Genomic DNA, 21,365 nt, shown 5'->3' with positions numbered 1-21,365 from the left:
GATTACCGCGGTCCCAGGTCGAGAACGCGGTCTTCTCCGGCGACGAGATCGAACGGGCGTGCGCCGGAGGAAGTCCTGAGGTCGATCCGGTGGGTTCGGGTGGGTCGTACGACGGCCCGGCCCCGCCCCGGCCCCCAGTCGAGGTCGACCTCCGCGCCGAACCTCGTCCGTACGCCCCGGAGTCGGCCCGAGGGCCAGGTCGCCGGGAGCGCCGGAAGGAGGACCAGTCGGTCGGGGGTCGACTGGATGAGCGCCTCGATGAGCACCGCGGGCAGGGCGTGGGCGGCGTCCGCGTTGTAGACGTCCCGCCCGGGGTAGTGGGCGCTCATCAGGGAGGCGTGGAAGAAGTCGCCGTCGAGCACCTGGCCGAGGGCGTGGGTGACCCGTTCGCCGTCGCGGAGGCGGGCCGCGATCAGCGCGTGGTGCAGGTGGCCGTGCGCCGAGTCGTTCTCGGCGCCCCGGAGTTGGAGCGCACGGTGAGCGGCGACGGCGAGGTCGGGGGTGTCGTAGGGGTTGATCTCGTCGAGCGGCCAGACACCGTAGAGATGGCTGAGGTGTCGGTGGTCATAGGTGTCGTCCAGGCCGGGCCACGCCCATTCGGCGAGCGCGCCGTCCGCGTTGACGCGGTGTGGTGGTAGGCGGTCGGCCAACGCCCGCCAGCGGTCGACCCGATCGGAGTTTCCGGGGTCTCCGGGGTCTCCGGAGTGGTGTTCGGCGGCTGTGAGCAGGGCGTGCCTTGCCGCCGAGAGGTCCATGGCCGCGTTGATCGCGCCCCAGCTCGCGCCTGCGGGACGGTTCTCCGGTGAGTAGGAGGGGACGACGACGAGGTTGCCGTCGGCATCGGTGCGGGTGAGGAAGTCCTCGTAGAACAGGGCGACTTCGGCGAGCAGGGCGGCTGTGCGCGGATCGCGGACGCCTTCGGTCTCGTCGTGGTCGACGAGCGGTTTCAGCAGCCAGTCGGCGCCGGCCGTCCAGAGGTGGAGCGGGTACTCGCGGGAGAAGTGGTACGCGCCTCCCGACTCGCCGTCGGTGTGCGAGGGCGCGACCAGGCCCCGGGCGCCGAAGACCGCGCGGGCGTTCTCCCGCCAGTCGTCGATCTGACGGACGATCAGAGATGCCTGCGCTTCGATGACTTCAGGAAGGGCGCCGGCCACCGCCGACGCGGTCTGGAGGTTGAGGTTGGCGTTGGTGGTGAACGCTCCGGACCAGGCGGTGTTCCAGTCGCCGGTCCACAGGCCGGGCAGCCGGGGCGGGAGCATTCCGCTGGCGGAGAGCAAGTGGTAGCGACCGGCGGCGAAGAGGCGCTCCAGGAGCGCGGGGCTCTTCGTCCGGGCGAGCAACTCGGTGCCGGGGAGGGCACGTTCGCCTTGTTCGGCGTCGAGGTCGAGGGTGACGCGGTGGTAGGCGGTGCGGTGGAGGGGGATGTGGCGGGCGAGGAGCCGGTCGTACGTCCGCTCGCCCGACCGGGCTTCACCGTCGCCCGACCCGGGTTCGCCGTCGTCCGACCGCGGGCGCTCGTCGCCCTCCGCGTCCGACAGCAGTCCCCGCAGGGTTCGGGCGTCCTCTGCCGTGTCCCGTTCGCCGATGTGGCGGACGACCCGGGTCAGCAGCAGCACGGACTCCGCGCCCTCCGCCCTGACGCCGGGCGGGACGAGGGTGGTGGTACCGCCCGTCGGGACGACGAGGGTCACGCCGGTGTACGCGCGGTCACTGCCCGGGTAACGGACACGGAGGGTGATCAGGGCGCCCTCGGGGGTGCGCACCACACTCTGGCCGACGCCCAACTCGACTGGGGCGTTGGGAAGTCGATGATCGAGGTCGATGTCGAGCGCGAGGTGGGGGGCGAGCGTGACGTACTGGACGATGACGTCGTCCGCGCGGGACACGAAGACCCGGCTGCGCCACCCTTCGCACTCCGTCTCGACGACCCCGGTGGTGAAGTCGACGGACCGGCGGTATTCACCGGCCTCCGCCGTCGGTGGTCCGCCGCGCAGGCGCACCTGGAACGCCGGGTGGAAGGGCTGCACCCACTGCAGTTCCCGCCCGTCGGTGAAGCCTTCGGCGGCCGTCGTGTCCCCGGCCAGCAAGCGGTCCTGGACGGTGGCCAGTTGGTCCGCCAGTTGGGGCGGGCGGGCTTGTTCGCTGCCGTTCGGGCGGACCAGGGTGTGGTGTGTGACGACGGTACGGTCACCGTCCGGGGCGCCGAAAACCAGGGCGCCATGGCGGCCGTTGCCGCTCAGGTAGCCGTCCTCCCAGCGCGCCGCGGGACATGGTTCCCAGGTTCCGTGGACGGGTCCGTCGGTCATGGCTGCAGCACCGCCACCCCGTAGCGGCCCAGCGACACCTCGTCCATGACGATGTCACCGGTCAGCAAGTCCCTGTGCACGCCGGGGACTTGGACGGTCACCGGATCGGTGCCGTGATTGAGTACGAAGAGCAGCTCGCCTCGCCGGACCGCCTCGACCCCGGCCGGCAGCGCGTCCAGCACCGGCCGGACGCCCGCGTCGGCGCCGATCCGGGCGAGGAGGTCCCGCAGGGCGTCGGGTTCGGGGAGCGTGGAGAGGTACCAGGCACGCCCCTTGCGCAGTACCGCGGGCAGCCCGTCGAGTTCGCCGCCCTTGTAGGGGGTGACTTCGTCGGCGTCGTCGGCCTCGAGTTCCTCGGACCACAAGTGCCCCTGGAAGCCGTCGACTTCGACCGTCTCACCCGCGTCCAGCGGCCACCACTCGTGCAGGGTGCGCAGTCCGAAGAGGCCGCGCAGCCGGGCGTCCATGCCGCCGGGCCGTACCCGGTCGTCCTCGTCGGCGACGCCGGTGAGGAAACCGCAGACGAGGGTGCCGCCGCCGCGTACGTAGGCGAGGAGATTGTCGATCGCCGCGTCCGTGAGCAGATACAGCTGCGGTACGACGACGAGCCGGTAGGCCGACAGGTCGTGCTCGGGATGGGCGAAGTCCGTCGCGAGCTGCGCTTCCCACATGGCCCGGTGCCAGGCCCGTACGACCTGCGGGTAGTCCGCCTCGGAGGAGAGCCTCCCCTCCTGGGCGCCGCCCCACCAGGCGTGCCAGTCATGGAGAACGGCGATGTGGTTGGCGGTGTGACTGTTTGTCACCGCAGTGCTGATGGCGGCCAGTTCGGCGCCGAGCTGCTTGATCTCCTGGTAGGTGCGGCCGTGCTCGCCGGCGTGGCTGACCATGCCGGAGTGGAACTTCTCGGCGCCCTGGCGGGACTGCCGCCACTGGAAGTAGCAGACCGCGTCGGCACCGCGCGCCACCGCCTGGAGCGACCAGAGACGGTTGAGGCCGCGCGGTTTGGGGTGGTTGACGCCACGCCAGTTGACCGGACCTGCCGCCTGTTCCATCAGCATCCACGGCCCGCGTGCCTGGGAGCGGGTCATGTCCTGTACGAGCGCGCCCTGTTGGGCGCCGAACGGGTCGCGCGGGTCGGGGTAGAGGTCGACGGAGACGACGTCCTCCTCCTCGGCCCAGCGCCAGGCGTCCTGACCCACCCACATCGGCATGAAGTTGGTGGTGACCGGCAGGTGCGGGGTGTGGCGGCGGACGATGTCGCGTTCCGCGAGGTAGCACTCCAGGAGCGCGTCGGAGGTGAACCGCTTGAAGTCGAGCACCTGGGCGGGATTGCGCATGTAGTGCGGGAGGCGTGGCGGCAGGATCTCGTACCAGTCGCCGTACCCCTGGCTCCAGAACGCCGTCCCCCAGGCCTCGTTGACGGCCTCGAGTGTGCCGTACCGGTCCTGGAGCCAGCGGCGGAACGCGGCGGCCGACTCGTCACCCCAGTCGTAGGTGCAGTACTCGTTGTTGATGTGCCACATGGTGAGGGCGGGATGGCCGCCGTAGCGGGCGGCCAGGTCCTCGGTGATGGCGGCGGCGTAGCGGCGGTAGACGGCGCTGGAGTGCGAGAAGTGCTGGCGCCCGCCCCACCATTCGATCCGCCCGTCCTCGGCGACGGGCAGGGTCTCCGGGTGCAGCCGGCCCATCCAGGGCGGCGGCGAGGAGGTGGGCGTGGCGAGGACGACGCCGATGCCGTTGTCGTGCATGAGGTCCATCAGCCGGTCAAGCCAGCCGAACTCCCGTGCGCCGGGCCGGGGTTCGAGCTTCGCCCAGGAGAAGACGCCGAGCGTGACGGAGTTGACCCCGGCGTCCTTCATCAGCCGGACGTCCTCGTGCCAGGTCTCCTCGGGCCATTGTTCGGGGTTGTAGTCGCCGCCGAAGAGGATCCGCCCCCGGGTGGCGTCGCCGAGCCCCGGCATCAGACGGGATCCCCGTACTGGATACCCCGCCCGTTGGTGGCGAGGTAGACGCGGCCGTGGATACGGGGGTCGCCGGTGATCACTTCGCCGGTCCAGCCCCACTGATGGGCGTCGTCGTTGATCCGTGTCCAGGTCTTCGCCTCGTCGTCGGAGCGGTGGACGGCGGTGATGGTGTCGGTGGAGCCCACCATGTAGACGGCGGGGTAGGCGGCGCCCTCGGCCGCGCGGCCGAAGCCGAGCGTGTACGACGCCCAGCAGCTGGCCACCTTTGTGAAGGTGGCCCCGCCGTCGGTGGACCGGTAAAGCCCGTTCCACTTGACGCTCAGCCACAGGTCACCGGACCTCCCCGGCGCCGCGACCAGCTCGAACTGGCTGTCCCCAGCGGGCAGCCCGCCCGCACGCGCCGTGAACGAAAGGCCACTGTCAGTGCTGGCGTATAGCGTTCCTGTGTCGGTGTCGTATGCGTAGAAGAGCGTCGGGTCGGCCGGGTCGGCGACCGGCGTGGCGCCCTTCGGAACGGAGGAGATCTCGGACCAGGTCGTGCCGTTGTCCGTGGAGCGGTGGGCTGGGTACTTCGTGCCGTCCCAGTGCACGAAGGTCCACAGCAGCACGCTGCCGTCGGCGTTGGTGGCGATCGGCCCCGGTGCGTTCTTGGCGATGTCGGGCTGTGCGGCGAAGGGCGCCCAGCTCCGCCCGCCGTCGTTCGAGAAGGCGCCGTTGCCGTTGTCGCCCCACCCTGTACGGACGACGTACGACGGCTTGGCCGCGGCCTGTGCGAGTCCCGTCGCCGACCCGAACACGGGGTTCGACGCCATGCCGCGCGACGGAGACGCCGTGAGCCGCTCGTGGTACATCACGCCGATGTCCCCGAGTCCGCTGAGCAGGTGCGCCTCCCCGACCGGGGGCGAGATCAGCTGGCGCACGGACGTCTCCTCCAGGCCGCGGATCTGCGGGGCCCAGTGCTTGAGGTCGCGGGTGCCGTAGAGGGTCGCGCCGGTCCCGTACACGACGTGGCGGGAGTCGTAGGGGTCGAGGGCGAGGGCCTGGATCCACCAGCCGAACTTGGGCGCCGCGGCGCCCCACTTGAGATAGGGGGTCTCTGACACGTCGAACACAGCGGTGTCCTTGAGGGACGTCCAGGTACGGCCGCCGTTGGTGGAGCGGAAGACCGTGTCGATGTCGGCCCAGCGGTTGTTGGTCGAGACGACGAGGGTGCCGGCCCGGCAGGCGTCGACGGCGACTCCGCCGTAGGCGAAGGTGTCGGCGGAGCCGTCGGCGGTCGTCCCGCCCGGCCTGACCGGGGTCACGTCCGTCCAGCGGCCGGTCGTGGTGCGCAGCCTGTGCACGCTGCCGTCCGACTGGCCGTTGGGCCCGGGCGCGTTGCCGTACGTCACGTACAGGTCGCGGGTGTGGTGGTCGTAGGCGGCGCGGATCGGGACCTTGGCGGTGGTGGCGCCGACGGGCTGTCCGGGTACGGCTTCCCAGGTCGTGCCGTCGGAGGTGCGGTACAGGTTGGCCGTACCGGCGGTGCCGTTGCCGTCGCCGTCGCCCCACCCGGCGTAGACGGTGCGGCCGGCCGCGACCAGGAAGGTGACGCCCTGGCCGCTCGCGCTCGGGGTGGCCGGGAAGGTGCTCGCGGGTGCCCAGGTGGCGCCCCGGTCGGTGGACCTGAGCAGTCCGTCGTGCCGGGTGCCCAGCCACAGGGTGTCACTGTCGCGCGGGTCGACGAGGAGCCGTTCGCCGGTGCCTCGCCCTTCCTCGTTGGCGCCGAGCTTCACGGTCAGGTCGGTACGGGCCCAGGTCGCGCCCCGGTCCTCGGAGCGCAGGACGGCGCCGTTTCCGGCCCACGACTGGGCGTAGGTGCCGAGGGACAGGTAGACGCGGTTCGGGTGGGCGGGGTCGACGGCGATCGCCTCCACCCCGAGGAGGTTCCAGTCGTCCCACCCGAGGTGATCGGTGAGCGGCGTCCAGCGCGCGGCTCGCTCGTCCCAGCGGTAGGCGCCGCCGATGTCGGTACGGGCGTAGGCGAGGCCCCGTACGGAGGGGTGGAAGAGCACTCCGGTGACGAATCCGGTGCCGCCGATGACGGCGGTGCGCCAGCGGTAGGCGGGGGCCGTGGCCTCGGCGGAGGTGGCCGCCCGGGCCGCCGTACCGGAGAGAGACACGACGGACACCGCGGCGACAGCGGCCGAACCGGCAAGAACGGCACGTCTACTCGGACGGGACGAAGACATGACTTACCTCGATCTTGAAAAAAGGGGGGAGGAAGAAGCGCCCTGAAGGGGCGCGGGGCGGTGACATTTGCGGCTCCGCCGCGTGGGCGCGCTCGACCACAACGGCCCCGCGGCCGCCATCAGCCCGCAAGAGGCACCCCGCACGGCGAACCCTGGACGTCAGCCCTTGATCGCGCCGGTCAGCATCCCCTTCTTGAAGTGGCGCTGGACGAACGGCGACGCCACCGCGACAGGGATCAGCGCGAGGACCATCACGGCCATCTGCAGCCCCAGCGCCGACAACTGCCCGGTGCGCACCGCCTGTTGGAGTCCCGTGGGGTTCGCCGTGTTCTTCTGGACGAGCTGGATGAGCACGTTCTGCAACGGCATCATGTCCTGATCACTCAGGTAGATGGACGCGTTGAACCAGGCGCTCCAGTACCCGACCGCGTAGAACAGGGAGATCACGGCCAGCACCGCCCGGGACAGCGGCATGATGATGGTCAGCAGGATCCGCAGATCCCCCGCCCCGTCGATCCGCGCGGACTCGGTGAGCTCGGGCGAGATCCCCATGAAGAAGGCCCGCAGGACAAGGATGTTGAAGACGCTGACCGCGCTGGGCAGGATCAGCGACAGATAGGTGTCGGTGAGGCCCAGCGTCTGCACCAGAAGGTACGTCGGGATGAGGCCGGCCCCGAAGAACATGGTCGCCATCATGGTCAGCAGGAAGAACCGGTGGCCAAAGCTGCCCGGCCGGGACAGCCCGTAGGCCGCGAGCACCGACACCGCCATCGAGAACAGCGTGCCGAGAAGCGTGACTCCGACCGAGACCATGATCGCCCGGCTGACCTGGCCGCCGCTGAGCAGTTCCGTGTAGTTGACGAAGGTGATGCCCTGGGGGATCACGACGAGCCCGCCGACCCGGTCGATCACCGGTTTCGGGGAGAGGCTGGTGACGATCACGATCCACAGCGGGCCGAGCACGCCCAGACAGCAGAGCGCGAGGAAGCCGCCCTTGGCGGTGAGGCCGACCTTGCTCGGCGCCTCCTCCCACACGGGGCGGGCGGGAGCCCGGAGACTGCGGACGAGCTGCGTGTTGAGGCTCACTTCTTGTACACCCCCTGCTCGCCCAGCAGGTGCGCGAACTTGTTCGCGGCCAGGACGAGACACACTCCGATGGCTCCCTTGACGAGGCCGACCGCGGCCGCGTAGCTGAAGTCGCCGTTCTGGATACCCATGTTCCACACGTAGGTGTCGAGGACCTCGCTGGCCCCCACGCCGACCGCGTCCCGCTGGAGCAGGAACTGCTCGAAGCCGACGCTCAGCGCGTCGCCCACCCGCAGGACCAGCAGCAGCGCGATCACCGGGCGCAACGCGGGCAGCGTCACGTGCCACATGCGGCGCCAGCGTCCCGCGCCGTCCATGGCGGCGGCCTCGTACAGGTCGGTGCTGACGGCGGCCAGCGCGGCGAGGAAGACGATGATCCCCCAGCCGGCGTCCTTCCAGACGGCCTGCGCGGTGACCAGGTACTTGAAGAGGTCCGCGTTGGTCATCAGGTCGAACCCGGTCCACCCGTGGTCCTCCAGGGTCTGGGCGATGATGCCCGCGCCTCCGAAGATCTGCTGGAAGACGGTGACCACGAGGACCCACGAGAAGAAGTGCGGCAGGTACATGATCGCCTGTGCCACGGCCCGGACCCGGGGCCGGACCACGCTGTTGATGAGCAGCGCGAGGGCGATGGGGACCGGGAAGAACAGCACAAGCTGGAGCGCGAAGAGCAGGATCGTGTTCTTGACCGCGTCCCAGAACAACGGGTCGTCCACCATCCGCGAGAACTGCTCCACACCCACCCAGGGACTGTGGAAGATCGCGGTGACGCCGTTGGTGGAGATGTACGGGTCGTAGTCCTGGAAGGCGACGATGTTGCCGAGCAGCGGAACGTAGTTGAAGACCACGAGCAGGCAGATGACGGGCAGCGTCATCAGGATGAGCGCGCGGTCGCGGCGCAGCCGGACCCGCCAGGGGATCTTGCCCGCCTTCCCTGCCTTACCGGCTTTGCCTGTCGTACCAGCCCTGCCTGCCGCGAGCGTCCTGCGCGAGCCCCGTCCCGTCGCCGACTCCGCGGCGACCGCGGCCGTCGGTTCCTCGACGGCCGCGGAGGAACGAGTCCCGTCGGGCCTGCTCCCCGCCGTGAGAGACATCAGTTGCCGCTGCCGTTCTGGTCGATGAGCTTCTTGTACCAGTCGCGCAGCTGGTCACCACCGGAGGACTTCCAGGTGGAGATGGCGGCCTGTACGTCCGACAGCTTGCGGTTGCCGCGTACGAAGTCGATCTCCAGCTGCTCGAACTGGCTGGAGAGGTTCGCCCAGCGGGTCGGCTCGACGATGTTCATGCCGAAGGTGGACGTCTTCTTCATGAAGGCGCCGTTCCGCTGCTGCCACTCGACCTGCTTGCGGGCGACATCGGGGAAGTCGGGGTGGGCGAAGTAGGCGGCCGGCGCGGCCAGCATCACCCAGGCGTTGAGCACCTCGGAGTTGCCGAGGTCGTTCTTGACCGGGATGCCGTCCTTGACGGTGTAGTGGGTGCCCTCGACGCCGTAGTCGACGAGCATCCGCTCCTTGGTGCCGTACGGCGCGGCCGAGAAGTTGGCGGCGGCCAGCGCGTTCTCGATCGTGGCCTTCGAGGCGCCCTTGCGGATCAGCGACCAGATGGTGGCGGGCTGGGAGGCCCACAGCGTCGGGTCGCCGCCGTCGGCGCCGTAGAGGTCGATGGCGTCGATCTCGAGGTCCGGGTTGGACTGGGCCTGCTCGGAGGCCTTCCCGTACCAGTCGGCGATGTTGGTGTTCCAGACCAGGATCTGTCCGGCGGTGAACCGCTGGCCGGCGTCACCCGTGCGCGCCTTGTCATCGGGGTGGACCACACCCGCGTCGAACAGCTTGCGGACCCACTCCAGGGCCTCGAGGTACTCGGGCACCTCATGGCGGTAGGTCAACTTGCCGTCATCCCCGATGTTCCAGCCGAGCGTCCCGGAAGGGCGGACACCGAAGTTGCTCCACGCGGACCAGGTCATGTCGCCGCAGGCCCACACCTTCGCCTTGGCGCTCGTGGCCTCCTTGGCCCAGCTCAGGAACTCGTCGGGCGACTTGGGTACCGAGTAGCCCTTCTTGTCGAAGAGGTCCTTGCGGTACAGGGGCGTGATCCAGTTCGCGGTCGCGGCCGGCATCGGGATGCCGCGCAGCGCACCGCCGAAGATGCCCATGCGCCAGGCGTCGGACGGGATCGCGGCCAGGTTCGGGTACTTCTTGACCTTGTCGCCCGCGAGGTAGGGGCCGAGGTCCATGAACTTCGCGGTGACGGCGTTCGCGATCTTGCCGACCAGTTCCCAGCCGGGCACGACCACCATGTCGGGTATGGAACTGGAGGCGAGGACGGCGCCGAGCTTCTGACCGTAGGTGTTGCCGTCCTGGTTCTGCCAGGTGATCTTCGTGCCCGCCGCGGCGTCGAGGGCCGTGTAGTAGGCGCATCCGGCCTTCGGCGGCGAGCCCCAGAAGGGGGACATGATCTTGATGGGGGCGCCGGTGCCGAGCTTGTCCGGGACCGAGTCGGCGAGGGCCGCGAGGTCGACCTTGCCGGTGTAACCGGCTGCCGAGCCGTTCTTCGACGGAAGGTCCGGCTGGGCGACCTTGCTGGCGGCGAACGCCGGCAGCAGCTTGTCCGCGGCCTTGCCCGAGGTGGTCCCGTCCTGCGATCCGCCGTCCGACCCGCCGCAGGCGGAGAGCAGTGGCATCCCGCCCGCCACCGCTGCGGTGACCACCGCGGTGGAGGCGAGGAAGCTTCTCCGGCTGGGAGCGGAGGAGGCGGAAGCGGCGTTCGGCGTCATTGCGTCAACCCTTCATGGCGCACCAGGACACCCGGCGGTGGGGCCGTCGGCTGTGGTGTCTTGAGTGGATCTGGCTGAGCTGAAGCGTTTCTCCGACCACTGCGACGGTTCACCCGTAGTCGAAGCGCTTCGATGTTGCTGCGAGGTTAAGTGAACACCTGAGGGCGCACAAGGGTCGGATCCAAGATTCCTCAGCAGTGCCGGACCTCGCACAACGGTCCCAACCACCCCCGCAAGCGGCCCGACATCACGGGCAGGAAACGGAGTTGTTGCGCGTGGGTCTCTTGACACCCACCCCCACGTCGAATGAGCATCGAAGCGCTTCGAATGTGCCGAGCCGCTCCATCGCAAAGGGAACCCCAAGTGACCGCACAAACGCCGCCTTCGCCGCCATTCCGGGATCCGCAGCTGCCGACCGCGAAGCGCATCGACGACCTTGTCTCGCGCCTCACCCTCGACGAACGCATCGCGTTCCTGCACCAGTTCGCGCCCGCCGTCGAGCGCCTCGGCGTCGCCGCGTTCCGCACCGGCCAGGAGGCGCTGCACGGAGTTGCCTGGATGGGCCCGGCGACCGTCTTCCCGCAGTCGGTCGGCCTCGGCGCGACCTGGAACGAGGAGCTCGTGCAGCGCGTCGGCGAGGCGGTGTCCAAGGAGGTCAGGGCGATGCGCGCTCGGGACGACCGCGTCGGCCTCAACGTCTGGGCGCCCACGGTCAATCTGCTGCGCCACCCCCTGTGGGGCCGCAACGAGGAGGGCTACTCGGAGGATCCGAAGCTGACCTCGGCGATCGCCACCGCGTACACCCGCGGCCTGCGCGGCGACCACCCCACGTACTGGCGCACGGCCCCGGTCCTCAAGCACTGGCTGGCCCACAACAACGAGACCGGCCGGGACATCACGTCGTCCTCGGTCCGCCCGCGCGTCCTGCACGAGTACGACCTGCGCGCCTTCCGCGAGACGGTCGAGGCGGGCGCGGTGGCGGGGGTGATGCCCGCGTACAACCTGGTCAACGGCCGCCCCAACCATGTCTCGCCGCACCTCGAGGAGCACCTGCGCGCCTGGACGGACGAGGACCTGCTGGTCTGCTCGGACGCCGCCGCGCCCTCCAACCTGGTCGACTCGGAGCACTACTTCGACACCCACGAGGAGGCGACGGCCGCCGCGCTGATCGCCGGCGTGGACAGCTTCACCGACCACGGCACGGACAGCTCGAAGATCGTCGCCCGTCTCCAAGGCGCCCTGGCCCAGGGCCTGTTGACGGAGGAGGACATCGACAGGGCGGTCCGCCGCCAGCTCTCGGTCCGCTTCCGTCTGGGCGAGTTCGACCCGCAGTACGACCCGTACGCCGGCACCTCGGACTTCGACACCCCGGCCCACCGCGCCCTGGCCCAGGAGGCGGCGGAACAGGCGGTCGTCCTGCTGAAGAACGACGGCGGCACACTCCCCCTGGCCCCCGGCACCCGGGTGGCGGTGGTCGGTCTGCTCGCCGACGAGTGCAAGACCGACTGGTACAGCGGCACCCTCATCCACCGCTCGACACCGCTCGAGGGCCTGTACGAGCGCTTCGGCGCCGAGCACGTCGAGTTCGCCGAGGGTGTGGACCGGGTACGGCTGCGCACGTCGGCCGGTACGTTCCTGCACGTACCGCCCGCCGAGGACGCGCCCGACGTCGCCCGGGGCGCCGAGGGCGCCCTCGACCCGGCCCTGCTCGCCGGCCGCACCGACCTGCCGGCGCTCACCGCCGACTCCGAGGGAACCGAGTTCGCGCTGGTCGACTGGGGCGAGGGGCTGCTGACGCTGCGGGCGCCCGACGGCCGGTATCTGTCGGTGGCCGAGGACGGCCACGTACGGGCATCGGCGGACCAGCCGGGCGGCTGGGTCGTCCAGGAGACGTTCCGCCTGGAGCCCCACGAGGCCGCCGGCGAGTCCCGCGGATCGCACGGATCGCACGACAACCGTCACCTCCTCAGGCACGTGGGTACGGGGCGCCACGTCTGCGTCGCCGCCGACGGCGTGAAGGTTGCCGACGGGAACGAAGCCCCTCCGGAGATCTTCGAACTGATCGTCGCCGAACGTGGTGAGGAATCGGTGAAGAGAGTGGCTGCCCGGGCGGACGTGGTCGTGGTGGTCGGGGGCAACGACCCGCACATCAACGGCCGCGAGACCGAGGACCGCACGACCCTGCGCCTGCCCGCCCACCAGCGGCGCCTGCTGGAGGCGGCCCGCGCCGCGAATGCCCGGACGGTCCTGGCCCTGGTCTCGGCGTACCCGTACGCCGTGGACCTCACGGACACCCCGGCTGCCCTGTGGACCGCGCACGGCGGCCAGGCGGCCGGCACCGCGCTGGCCCGCGTCCTGGCGGGCGACGTCTCCCCGGCGGGCCGCCTCCCGCAGACCTGGTACGCCGACGACGCCGACCTGCCCGACCTGCTGGACTACGACATCATCGGCTCCCGGCAGACGTACCTCTACTTCGAGGGCACCCCCCTGTTCCCCTTCGGCCACGGCCTGTCGTACGCGTCGTTCGCGTACGCCGATCTGACGGCGGAGACCCGGGACGACGAGTCGCTGCGGGTGTCGTTCACGGTCGCCAACACCGGGGACGTCACGGCGGACGAGGTGGCGCAGCTGTACGTGAAGGCGCCAAAGGCGCCGGTCGCCCGCCCGCGCAGGGAACTCCTGGCCCACCGCCGCGTCACCCTCGCCCCGGGGGCGTCGACGACGGTTTCCTTCGAACTCCCGCTCAGCCGCCTGGAGTTCTGGGACGTGGCGATCGGCGGACGCCGCCTCGCACCGGGCGCGTACGAACTACTGGTGGGCGCGTCGAGCGAGGACACCCGCGTGCGCACGACGGTCCAGCTGACCGGCACTCCGTCCTCCCCCCGCCCGGTCCGCCGACTGGGCCTGGCGGCAGCCGACTTCGACGAGCAGCGCGATGCCGAGATCGTCGACCTCACGAAGGTGTCCGGCGAAGCGGTGACACCGGCGGGCGGCAACGAGGCCGAACTGCTCTACCGGGACTGCGACTTCGGGACGGGCGTCACCGAGATCACGGCCCAGGTGGCGGGCAAGGGACTGATCGAGGTCCTCCTGGACGGCGCGGAGGAAGCGGCGGCTGTACTCACCCCGACACCGACCGCGGGCCCCTACGACTACACGACGGTCCGGGCCTCGCTCACCGTCGACGGCGGCGTGCACGACGTGCGCCTCAGGCTGCGCGGCCCACTGCGGCTCGCGCGCGTCGGCTTCTCCGGCTGAGGGTCCGGAGCGGTCGGCACATGGAAGGGGTCCGGCACCGGAAGGCATCGGTGCCGGACCCTTTCGTGACGGCGCGTTCGCGTCATCGGCGAGTGTATGTGAAAACGGTTCCCATTAGCTAGAGGGCAAGGCCCGTCAGTACGAGGACGCGCTCGTACGTGTAGTCGTCCATCGCGAACTTGACGCCCTCGCGGCCGACCCCGGACTGCTTGGCGCCGCCGTACGGCATCTGGTCGGCGCGGTAGGACGGCACGTCGCCGATGACGACACCGCCGACCTCCAGGGCGCGGTGGGCCCGGAAGGCGGTCTGGAGGTCGTGCGTGAACACGCCTGTCTGGAGGCCGTACTTGGAGTCGTTGGCGGCGGCGAAGGCCTCGGCCTCACCGTCCACCTTCCGCACGGTGAGGACCGGCCCGAAGACCTCCTCGCAGGAGACCGCGACATCGGCGGGTACTTCAGTGAGGACGGTCGGCGCGTACGAGGCACCGTCCCGCTTGCCCCCGGCGAGCAGCTTCGCACCGGCCGCCACGGCCTCCTCGACCCACGCCTCGACCCGCTTGGCGGCGTCCTCGCTGACCAGCGGCCCGACGTCGGTCGCACCGTCGGCCGGGTCGCCGGTCACCTGGGCCTCGACGGCGGCGACGATCCGGGGCAGCAGCCGGTCGTACACGGAGGCGTCCGCGATGACCCGCTGCACGGAGATGCAGGACTGGCCGCCCTGGTAGTTGGAGAACGTGGCGATACGCGTCGCCGCCCAGTCGAGGTCGGCGTCGGAGGCGTAGTCACCGAGGACGACGGCCGCGCCGTTGCCGCCCAGCTCCAGGGTGCAGTGCTTGCGCGGCACGGAGTCCATGATCGCGTAGCCGACCTTCTCCGACCCGGTGAACGAGATCACGGGCAGCCGCGGGTCCTGTACGAGGGCGGGCATGCGGTCGTTGGCGACCGGGAGGATGCTCCAGGAACCGGCGGGCAGCTCGGTCTCGGCGAGGAGTTCGCCGATGACGAGGCCGGAGAGGGGCGTGGCCGGGGCCGGCTTCAGGATGATCGGGGCGCCCGCGGCGATCGCGGGGGCGATCTTGTGGGCGCAGAGGTTCAGGGGGAAGTTGAAGGGCGCGATGCCGAGGATGGCGCCCTTGGGGAAGCGCCGGGTGAGGGCGAGCCGGCCCTGACCGCCGGGGTCGGTGTCGAGGCGTTGTGCCTCGCCGCCGTTGAAGCGCCGGGCCTCCTCGGCGGCGAACCGGAACACGGAGACGGCTCGGCCGACCTCGCCTCGGGCCCACTTGATCGGCTTGCCGTTCTCGGCGGAGATGAGCTGGGCGATCTCCTCCGTGCGCTCGACGAGACGCCGGCTGACGTGGTCGAGGGCGGCGGCGCGGATGTGGGCCGGGGTGGCGGCGAACTCGTCGCGGACGGCGTGGGCTGCGGCGACTGCTTCCTCGACCTGGGCCTCGGTCGGCACACCGACCTTGCCGACGAGGCGGCCGTCCCAGGGGGAGGTGACGTCGAAGGTGGTGTCGCCGACGGCCTGGCGACCGGCGAGCCAGAAGGCGTGGGTGACGGGCGGCGTGGAGGTCATGGGTACACGGTAGGGCGGGGAGGGCGGGGGGTTGTTTGTCCGGGGTGGAGTGGTGGGGGTTGGGGGTGGGACGGTTTGGCGTGGTCTCCTCGGGGGCGCTGCCCCGAACCCCCGCTCCTCAAAACGCCGGAGGGGCTGACATACCAGCCCGTCCGGCGTTTGAGGACAAGGCCCCTTCAGGGCCGAAGCGGGGGTCTGGGGGCGCAGCCCCCAGGGATGGAACGGGTAGGGGCGGCGGGGGCGAGACAAACCCGCTACTCCCCCACCGCCGCTGTCGTCTTCAACGCCAGCCACAACTCCATCCGCACATCCGGATCATCCAACGACCGCCCCAGAATCTCCTCCACCCGCCGCATCCGATACCGCAACGTATGCCGGTGCACACCCAGATCCGCCGCAGCCGCATCCCACTGCCCATGCCGCGACAGCCACGCCCGCAACGACGCCACCAGGTCCCCCCGCCCCGTCGCGTCATGCTCGTACAGCGGACGCAACAACCCGTCCGCGAACGCCCGCACCGCGTCATCCGCGAGCAACGGCACCACGGACCCCGCGGCCAACTGCTCGTGCCCGACCAGCACCCGCCCCCGCCGCCGGGCCACCGACAACGCCTGCTCGGCCTGCTTGTAGGCGGCAGCAGCGGCGATGGGCCCGGCGGGCCCGGACATCCCCACCACGAGCTCGTCCTCGTCAGCGGAACCCTGCGCCACACCCGAGGCACCCGCGCGCCCCCGCACCTCCGCCCGAGCCCCCTCCAACGCCGCCGCGAACTCCCCACAGGCCTCCACCGCCGCACCCCCGTCCACCGCGAGCACGACCAGCCGTTCCCCCTCCGGCACCACCAGCACCGCCTCCCCGGCCCGCGCGGCGGCAGACTCCAGGCACTCGGCGAGCCCACCCAGCGGATCACCGTTCGTGTCGGCGGCGACCAGAGCCCCGGCCGTGGTCCTGCTTGCGGCCCCACCCGCACCCCCGGCATCCCGGACCACCCCCACCGGAGCCGCCGCAGACTCCGCGACGACGATCCGGAACGGCGCGTCGAGCAGCCCGCCGTACAGATCCCCGGCCACCGCACGCGCGTGGTCGGGTTCGCCGGCCAGCAGCATGCGCAGCACCGCAGCCCCGATGCGCTGCTCGGCGTCCTGCAGGGAACGGGAGCGTTCGGTGGTGAGGGTCAGCAGGGCGATGGCCGAGTGCAGGGCGTACCGCTCCGCCGTACCCAGGGCCGCCGCGGTCCCCACCGCCAGCGCGGCGCGCGGCCGGCGCCCGGTGCCGAGCGAGTGCAGCTCGACCCGGTCCCCCGCGCCTTCTCCCGGCCCCTCCCCCTCGTCTTCCCCTTCGTCGCCTCCGCCGCCCGCGCCGACGACCGCACTGGCCGGCGCCGGCCGCTCCCGCAGCCGTTCCACGTCGGCCGTGAGCCGCGCCGCCCGCCGCCCGGCCCACTCGGGCGCGGTGGCGACGACGGCACCGGACGCGTCGTACAGCGCGGCCCAGCCGTCGACCTGCGAGGCGAGCGCGGCGAGCAGGCCCTCCGGTCCGTCGCTCAGCGCCTGCCGGGTCAGTTCCCGCTGCGCCGCGAAGCCTGCGGTCACCGCGCGGTACTGGTCGGCGGCGATGGCGGCCGACACCGCCTTGCTGATGGCGAGGAAGGGCGTGCGGCGCGGGACTTCGAGGAGCGGGAGGCCCTCCTGGACGGCCGCCTCGACGAGCGCCTTGGGGATGTCCGCGTAGTTGACGCCGACACCGAAACCGAGGCCGACGACCCCCGCCCCGACCAGCCGCTTCACATAGCGCCGCATGGTCTCGGGGTCCTCGGCGTCCAGCTTGAGCGCGGTGATCAGGAGAAGCTCTCCGCCCTCCATGTACGGGACGGGGTCGGCCAGTTCGCTGGCGTGCGCCCAGCGCACGGGCACGTCCAGGCGGTCCCCGCCCGCCCGCACGGTCAGCTTGAGCGCGGAGTGGTGGACGAGCGAGGCGAGCGTCGGGGGCATGGGGCCTTCAGGTCTGTGTGATCTCCGTGAACTTTTGGCCGCCACGTATGAACGGCCTGTGCCGATTCTGCCTCACCGTATGTACGCCGGGCTTCGGTCAGCCCCGCAGGTCGACCAGGAGGGGAGGGGCGTGCTCGCCCTCGACGGTCGTCAGGGACAGCACCGCGTGGCCCGGCGGCACATCGTGCGCCAGTTCGGACGCCGACCAGCGCTCGCGTTCGACCGTACGTACCGTCACGGCGTCGGTGGTGACGGCCTTGCCGGTGACCAGCTTGCGCAGGGCGTGGATGGCGCGGGTCATCGGCTGGTCCGCGAAGACGGTGTGCTTGGCCACGTCCCGCGTCTCCACCCAGGCCGTGCCCCAGGCCTGGGCGAACCGGCCGCCGTCCCAGGTCGTGACACCGGAGAACGCCATCCGGCAGCCGACGGCGCCGTACAGCGGCCCGTGCAGCGCCTCCGGAACGTCGCCGATCGTCCGGAGGGCGAGGACGACGCCCGCGTTCTGGGTGCGCAGCCGCTGGATACGGCGTACCGAACCGGCGGTGACCGTCCCGGTGGCGTCGTCGAGGACCAGGCAGGCGAAGTGGGTGCGCTGTCCGTCTCGTACGACCGCGCAGAACTGGGCGAGGACGAGCCGCGTGATCAGCCGGGTGGCCTCCTCGTGGCCGTGCTCGGGCAGGTCGACGCGGACGCGCAGCGGATGCTGGGTGAGGGAGCGCAGGGAGAACGGCCGAGCCGAGCCGCCCCCGCCGAAGAAGCCGTCGAAGACCGGCCGGTTCAGCAGCGCGAGCCGGTCCGCGAGGACCCGGCCGACGTCCGTGGGGCTCGCCGCCTGCCGGATGCGTACGTCGAGTTCGCGCCGCATGACGGCGTGCTCGTCCCCCGCGAGGGCCTCCCGCAGGGCCGACAGGGCCGCCGGTTCGCTCTCCAGCAGTTCCCGCAGCCCCGGCAGGGCGGGGAAGCGGCCGTACGCCGCCCGGTAGGGGCCGAGCACCTGGGCGAGTGCGGTGGCGGCGCTGTCGGTGCCGACGGTGTCGAGGTCGCCGACCAGCGCCTCGGCGAGGAAGGAGGCCGCCTCGTCGGGGTCGTCGGAGTCGGCGTAGGGGTCGAGGTCGTGGACGGAGTCCCGGTCCCCGATCCGTACGACCACGTCGAACGCGGAGTCGGCGGCGAGGGGTGTCCCCGGCGCGGACACCGTGACGAACGCGCACTGCCCGGTGAGTGCCCGCAGGGCCAGCGCCTCCGTCACCGGTTCGACGAGATGCCGTGTCTTGCCCGCCCCCGACGGTCCGACCGCGAGCAGCGAGGTGCCCAGCACATCGGGCCCGAGCGCGGCACCGGCGCCGTGATAGGCGAGCGGCGCCCGCTCGGCGGCGACCCACCGCCCGATACGGACCTGCCCCGCGGCCAGGTCGTGCCGCGCGGTACGCCGGGACAGGTCCCGGGCGCCGGAGGGGTGGGCCCAGGCCGCCGCTCCCTGCCGCAGCACGGTGTCCCGGAAGGCGCCGAGCAGCCCGTCCCGCCGGGCGAGCGTCCACGCGTGCTCGACGCGGGCGCAGTCCACGTCGTTCATCCGGCCGCCGGCCACCTCGGCGGTGAGGAGTTCGGCGGCCTCGTACTGACCGGCCTCCCGGAGGTCGGGCCACTGTTCGCGGGGCCGGTCGGCGGGTGCGGGCCCGGTGGGTCCGGCGGCGGCCTTACGGGCGGCGAGGCGCTCCTTGGCGTACGGCAACCAGCCGCCGATGCGCGCGAACGGCCACACGACGAGCAAGGTGATGACGGTGTACAGACCGACCTTGAAGACGGTCGACCCGAACACGTCGAACCCGCCGGAGATCAGGGCGACGAGGGCGACGACGGCATCGACGATCGGCAGGGCGTCCCAGCCGACGCCCGGAAAGGCGTCCGGGAACACGAAGCTGAGCGTGAGGAGGGCCGCGGCAGCGGCGAGCAACGCCCGCGAGGGCTGTGCCCTGCGCCCGACAAAATGCCGGGCGATGTCGGGCCAGCTACCGAGCCGCCCCATCCCATAAAGCAGCACGAGAAAGAAAACACCGTTGTAGACGAGGACAGCAGCGCTGCCCTCCCACCCCTTGGGCGAGACGGTGCCGCCCCACCACCAGTCCTCGGGCGTGAACAGCTTCAGCAGCACCGACTGGTACGGCATCGCACCCCGCCGCCAGAGCGACCACAGGAACAGCCCGACGACGAGCGGCACCAGCAACCCGACGACGGTGACCGGCGAAAGCCGCTCCGCCGCCTGCGCCCCCTTGGGCAGCCGATACCCGTACCGCCAGATCCCGGGCTTGGCGTCGGGCCGTGGCTCGTTGAGCCACTCGGCGACGGAAGCACGCGTGGGCGCCCCCTGCTCGACGGGCCGCGGAGCCCGCGCAGGCCGAGGCGGCACAGCAGCCCCACCCGGCGCCCCCGCCGGACGAGGCACAGGATTCGCATGAGTACCCCGCGCGTCCTGCGTCCCGTCGCTGTCCATCGCCTTGCCCCCTGACCAGCCGTAAGGCCCACCATCAGTCAACAGCGGCCAATCTAACGCCCCCACAAGGGGAGTTCATCGCTTACGCGGCCGACCTCGCGGAGCGGACCCTGTCGCGCACCCGCTCCTGGAGGTCTTCCGAGGGGGCACTCGACTGTCCACCAAGTCCAACGACACACCCCCACCACTCCCAAACGGTGCATGCCCGCCCCCACCCCCCAGCCCTAGCCTGCGAAGAGAGGCGCGGTGAAAGTTCCGCGTCTGTCCCGGTCGAGAACCCCCGCCCGTCACGCCCCAGGAGCCCTCATGACCTCCCTCCCCCAGGAGCGACGCCTCCTCACCGCCATTCCCGGCCCGAAGTCGCAGGAGCTCCAGGCCCGTCGTCTTGCCGCCGTCGCGGCCGGGGTCGGGTCGGTGTTGCCCGTGTTCACCGCGCGGGCCGGTGGTGGGATCGTCGAGGACGTCGACGGGAACCGGCTGATCGACTTCGGGTCCGGTATCGCCGTGACGTCGGTCGGCGCCAGTGCCGAGGCGGTCGTGCGGCGGGCCTCCGCCCAGCTCGACGACTTCACGCACACCTGTTTCATGGTCACGCCGTACGAGGGGTACGTCGAGGTCGCCGAGGCGCTCGCCGAGCTGACCCCGGGCGATCACGCCAAGAAGAGCGCCCTCTTCAACAGCGGCGCCGAGGCCGTCGAGAACGCCGTGAAGATCGCGCGGGCGTACACCAAGCGGCAGGCCGTCGTCGTGTTCGACCACGGGTACCACGGGCGTACGAACCTCACCATGGCCCTCACCGCCAAGAACATGCCGTACAAGCACGGCTTCGGGCCGTTCGCGCCCGAGGTGTACCGCGTGCCCGTGGCGTACGGCTACCGGTGGCCGACCGGGCCGGAGAACGCCGGGCCGGAGGCCGCCGCGCAGGCGATCGACCAGATCGGCAAGCAGGTCGGGGCGGACAACGTCGCCGCGATCATCATCGAGCCGGTGCTCGGCGAGGGCGGCTTCATCGAGCCCGCGAAGGGATTCCTGCCGGCGATCCGCAAGTTCGCCGCCGACAACGGCATCGTCTTCGTCGCCGACGAGATCCAGTCCGGTTTCTGCCGGACCGGCCAGTGGTTCGCCTGCGAGGACGAGGGCATCGTGCCCGACCTGATCACCACCGCCAAGGGCATCGCGGGCGGGCTGCCGCTCGCCGCAGTCACCGGGCGCGCCGAGATCATGGACGCGGCGCACGCGGGCGGGCTCGGCGGGACGTACGGCGGCAATCCGGTCGCCTGCGCGGGCGCGCTCGGCTCGATCGAGACGATGAAGGAACTCGACCTCAACGCCAGGGCCAGGCGCATCGAGGCCGTCATGAAGGCACGGCTGACCGCCATGGCCGAGAAGTACGAGGTCATCGGTGACATCCGGGGCCGGGGCGCGATGATCGCCATCGAGCTGGTCAAGGACCGCACCACCAAGGAGCCCCACCCGGAGGCGACCGCGGCTCTGGCCAAGGCCTGCCATCAGGAGGGTCTGCTGGTCCTCACCTGCGGCACTTACGGCAACGTCCTCCGCTTCCTGCCCCCGCTGGTGATCGGCGAGGACCTCCTGGGCGAGGGCCTCGACATCATCGAGCAGGCCTTCACCAGCGTCTGACGTCTCCTCGGCTCCCACCCCCCGTCCGCACCACTCGTCCGTACCGGC

11 protein-coding genes are annotated in these 21,365 nt (G+C 71.2%); 2 read left to right on the top strand and 9 right to left on the bottom strand.

Going from position 1 to position 21,365, the window contains the following annotated elements; genetic code table 11:
* Positions 1-2 precede the first annotated feature (2 nt).
* The 6 genes from PV396_RS29760 to PV396_RS29735 form a co-directional block, all read right to left on the bottom strand.
* The gene (locus PV396_RS29760) at positions 3-2,306 is read right to left on the bottom strand and encodes a glycosyl hydrolase family 95 catalytic domain-containing protein (protein ID WP_319209898.1); all 2,304 of its coding nucleotides are present in this window, start codon (positions 2,304-2,306) and stop codon (positions 3-5) included.
* On the bottom strand, positions 2,303-4,267 hold the full coding sequence (locus PV396_RS29755; RefSeq protein WP_319209896.1) for a beta-galactosidase: 1,965 nt from the start codon (positions 4,265-4,267) through the stop codon (positions 2,303-2,305). The genes PV396_RS29760 and PV396_RS29755 overlap by 4 nt, the downstream gene beginning before the upstream one ends.
* Positions 4,267-6,501: a 1,4-beta-glucanase gene (locus PV396_RS29750; protein ID WP_319209894.1), complete on the bottom strand. Its 2,235-nt coding sequence runs from the start codon at positions 6,499-6,501 to the stop codon at positions 4,267-4,269. The genes PV396_RS29755 and PV396_RS29750 overlap by 1 nt, the downstream gene beginning before the upstream one ends.
* A 159-nt stretch (positions 6,502-6,660) precedes the next feature.
* Complete coding sequence (locus PV396_RS29745) at positions 6,661-7,587, bottom strand: carbohydrate ABC transporter permease (protein WP_319209891.1); 927 nt, start codon at positions 7,585-7,587, stop codon at positions 6,661-6,663.
* Positions 7,584-8,681: an ABC transporter permease gene (locus tag PV396_RS29740; protein ID WP_319209890.1), complete on the bottom strand. Its 1,098-nt coding sequence runs from the start codon at positions 8,679-8,681 to the stop codon at positions 7,584-7,586. The genes PV396_RS29745 and PV396_RS29740 overlap by 4 nt, the downstream gene beginning before the upstream one ends.
* Positions 8,681-10,360 (bottom strand): extracellular solute-binding protein, encoded by a 1,680-nt coding sequence (locus tag PV396_RS29735; protein WP_319209889.1) that lies wholly within the window; start codon positions 10,358-10,360, stop codon positions 8,681-8,683. Before PV396_RS29735 ends, PV396_RS29740 begins: the two co-directional genes overlap by 1 nt.
* Positions 10,361-10,723: 363 nt before the next feature.
* On the opposite strand from PV396_RS29735, the gene PV396_RS29730 reads away from it, so the two are divergent.
* Positions 10,724-13,618 carry a glycoside hydrolase family 3 C-terminal domain-containing protein gene (locus PV396_RS29730; RefSeq protein WP_319209887.1) on the top strand — a complete coding sequence of 965 codons (2,895 nt, stop codon included), beginning with the start codon at positions 10,724-10,726 and terminating at the stop codon, positions 13,616-13,618.
* Positions 13,619-13,736: 118 nt separating this feature from the next.
* On the opposite strand, the gene PV396_RS29725 is transcribed toward PV396_RS29730, so the two are convergent.
* The 3 genes from PV396_RS29725 to PV396_RS29715 form a co-directional block, all read right to left on the bottom strand.
* A complete protein-coding gene (locus PV396_RS29725; RefSeq protein WP_319209885.1) occupies positions 13,737-15,194 on the bottom strand; it encodes an aldehyde dehydrogenase family protein in 1,458 nt (485 codons plus the stop codon).
* Positions 15,195-15,448: 254 nt separating this feature from the next.
* A complete protein-coding gene (locus tag PV396_RS29720; RefSeq protein WP_319209883.1) occupies positions 15,449-17,185 on the bottom strand; it encodes a PucR family transcriptional regulator in 1,737 nt (578 codons plus the stop codon).
* Positions 17,186-17,282: 97 nt separating this feature from the next.
* Positions 17,283-19,676, bottom strand: a complete 2,394-nt coding sequence (locus PV396_RS29715) for an ATP/GTP-binding protein (protein WP_319209882.1) — start codon at positions 19,674-19,676, stop codon at positions 17,283-17,285.
* A gap of 306 nt (positions 19,677-19,982) precedes the next feature.
* On the opposite strand from PV396_RS29715, the gene gabT reads away from it, so the two are divergent.
* Positions 19,983-21,317: a 4-aminobutyrate--2-oxoglutarate transaminase gene (gene gabT, locus PV396_RS29710; protein ID WP_319209881.1), complete on the top strand. Its 1,335-nt coding sequence runs from the start codon at positions 19,983-19,985 to the stop codon at positions 21,315-21,317.
* Positions 21,318-21,365: the final 48 nt, after the last annotated feature.

Source organism: Streptomyces sp. ME02-8801-2C (assembly GCF_033793965.1).
Taxonomy (GTDB): domain Bacteria; phylum Actinomycetota; class Actinomycetes; order Streptomycetales; family Streptomycetaceae; genus Streptomyces.
The sequence above is the reverse complement of the archived record's forward strand: the minus strand, read 5'-3'. Positions and strand labels throughout refer to the sequence as shown.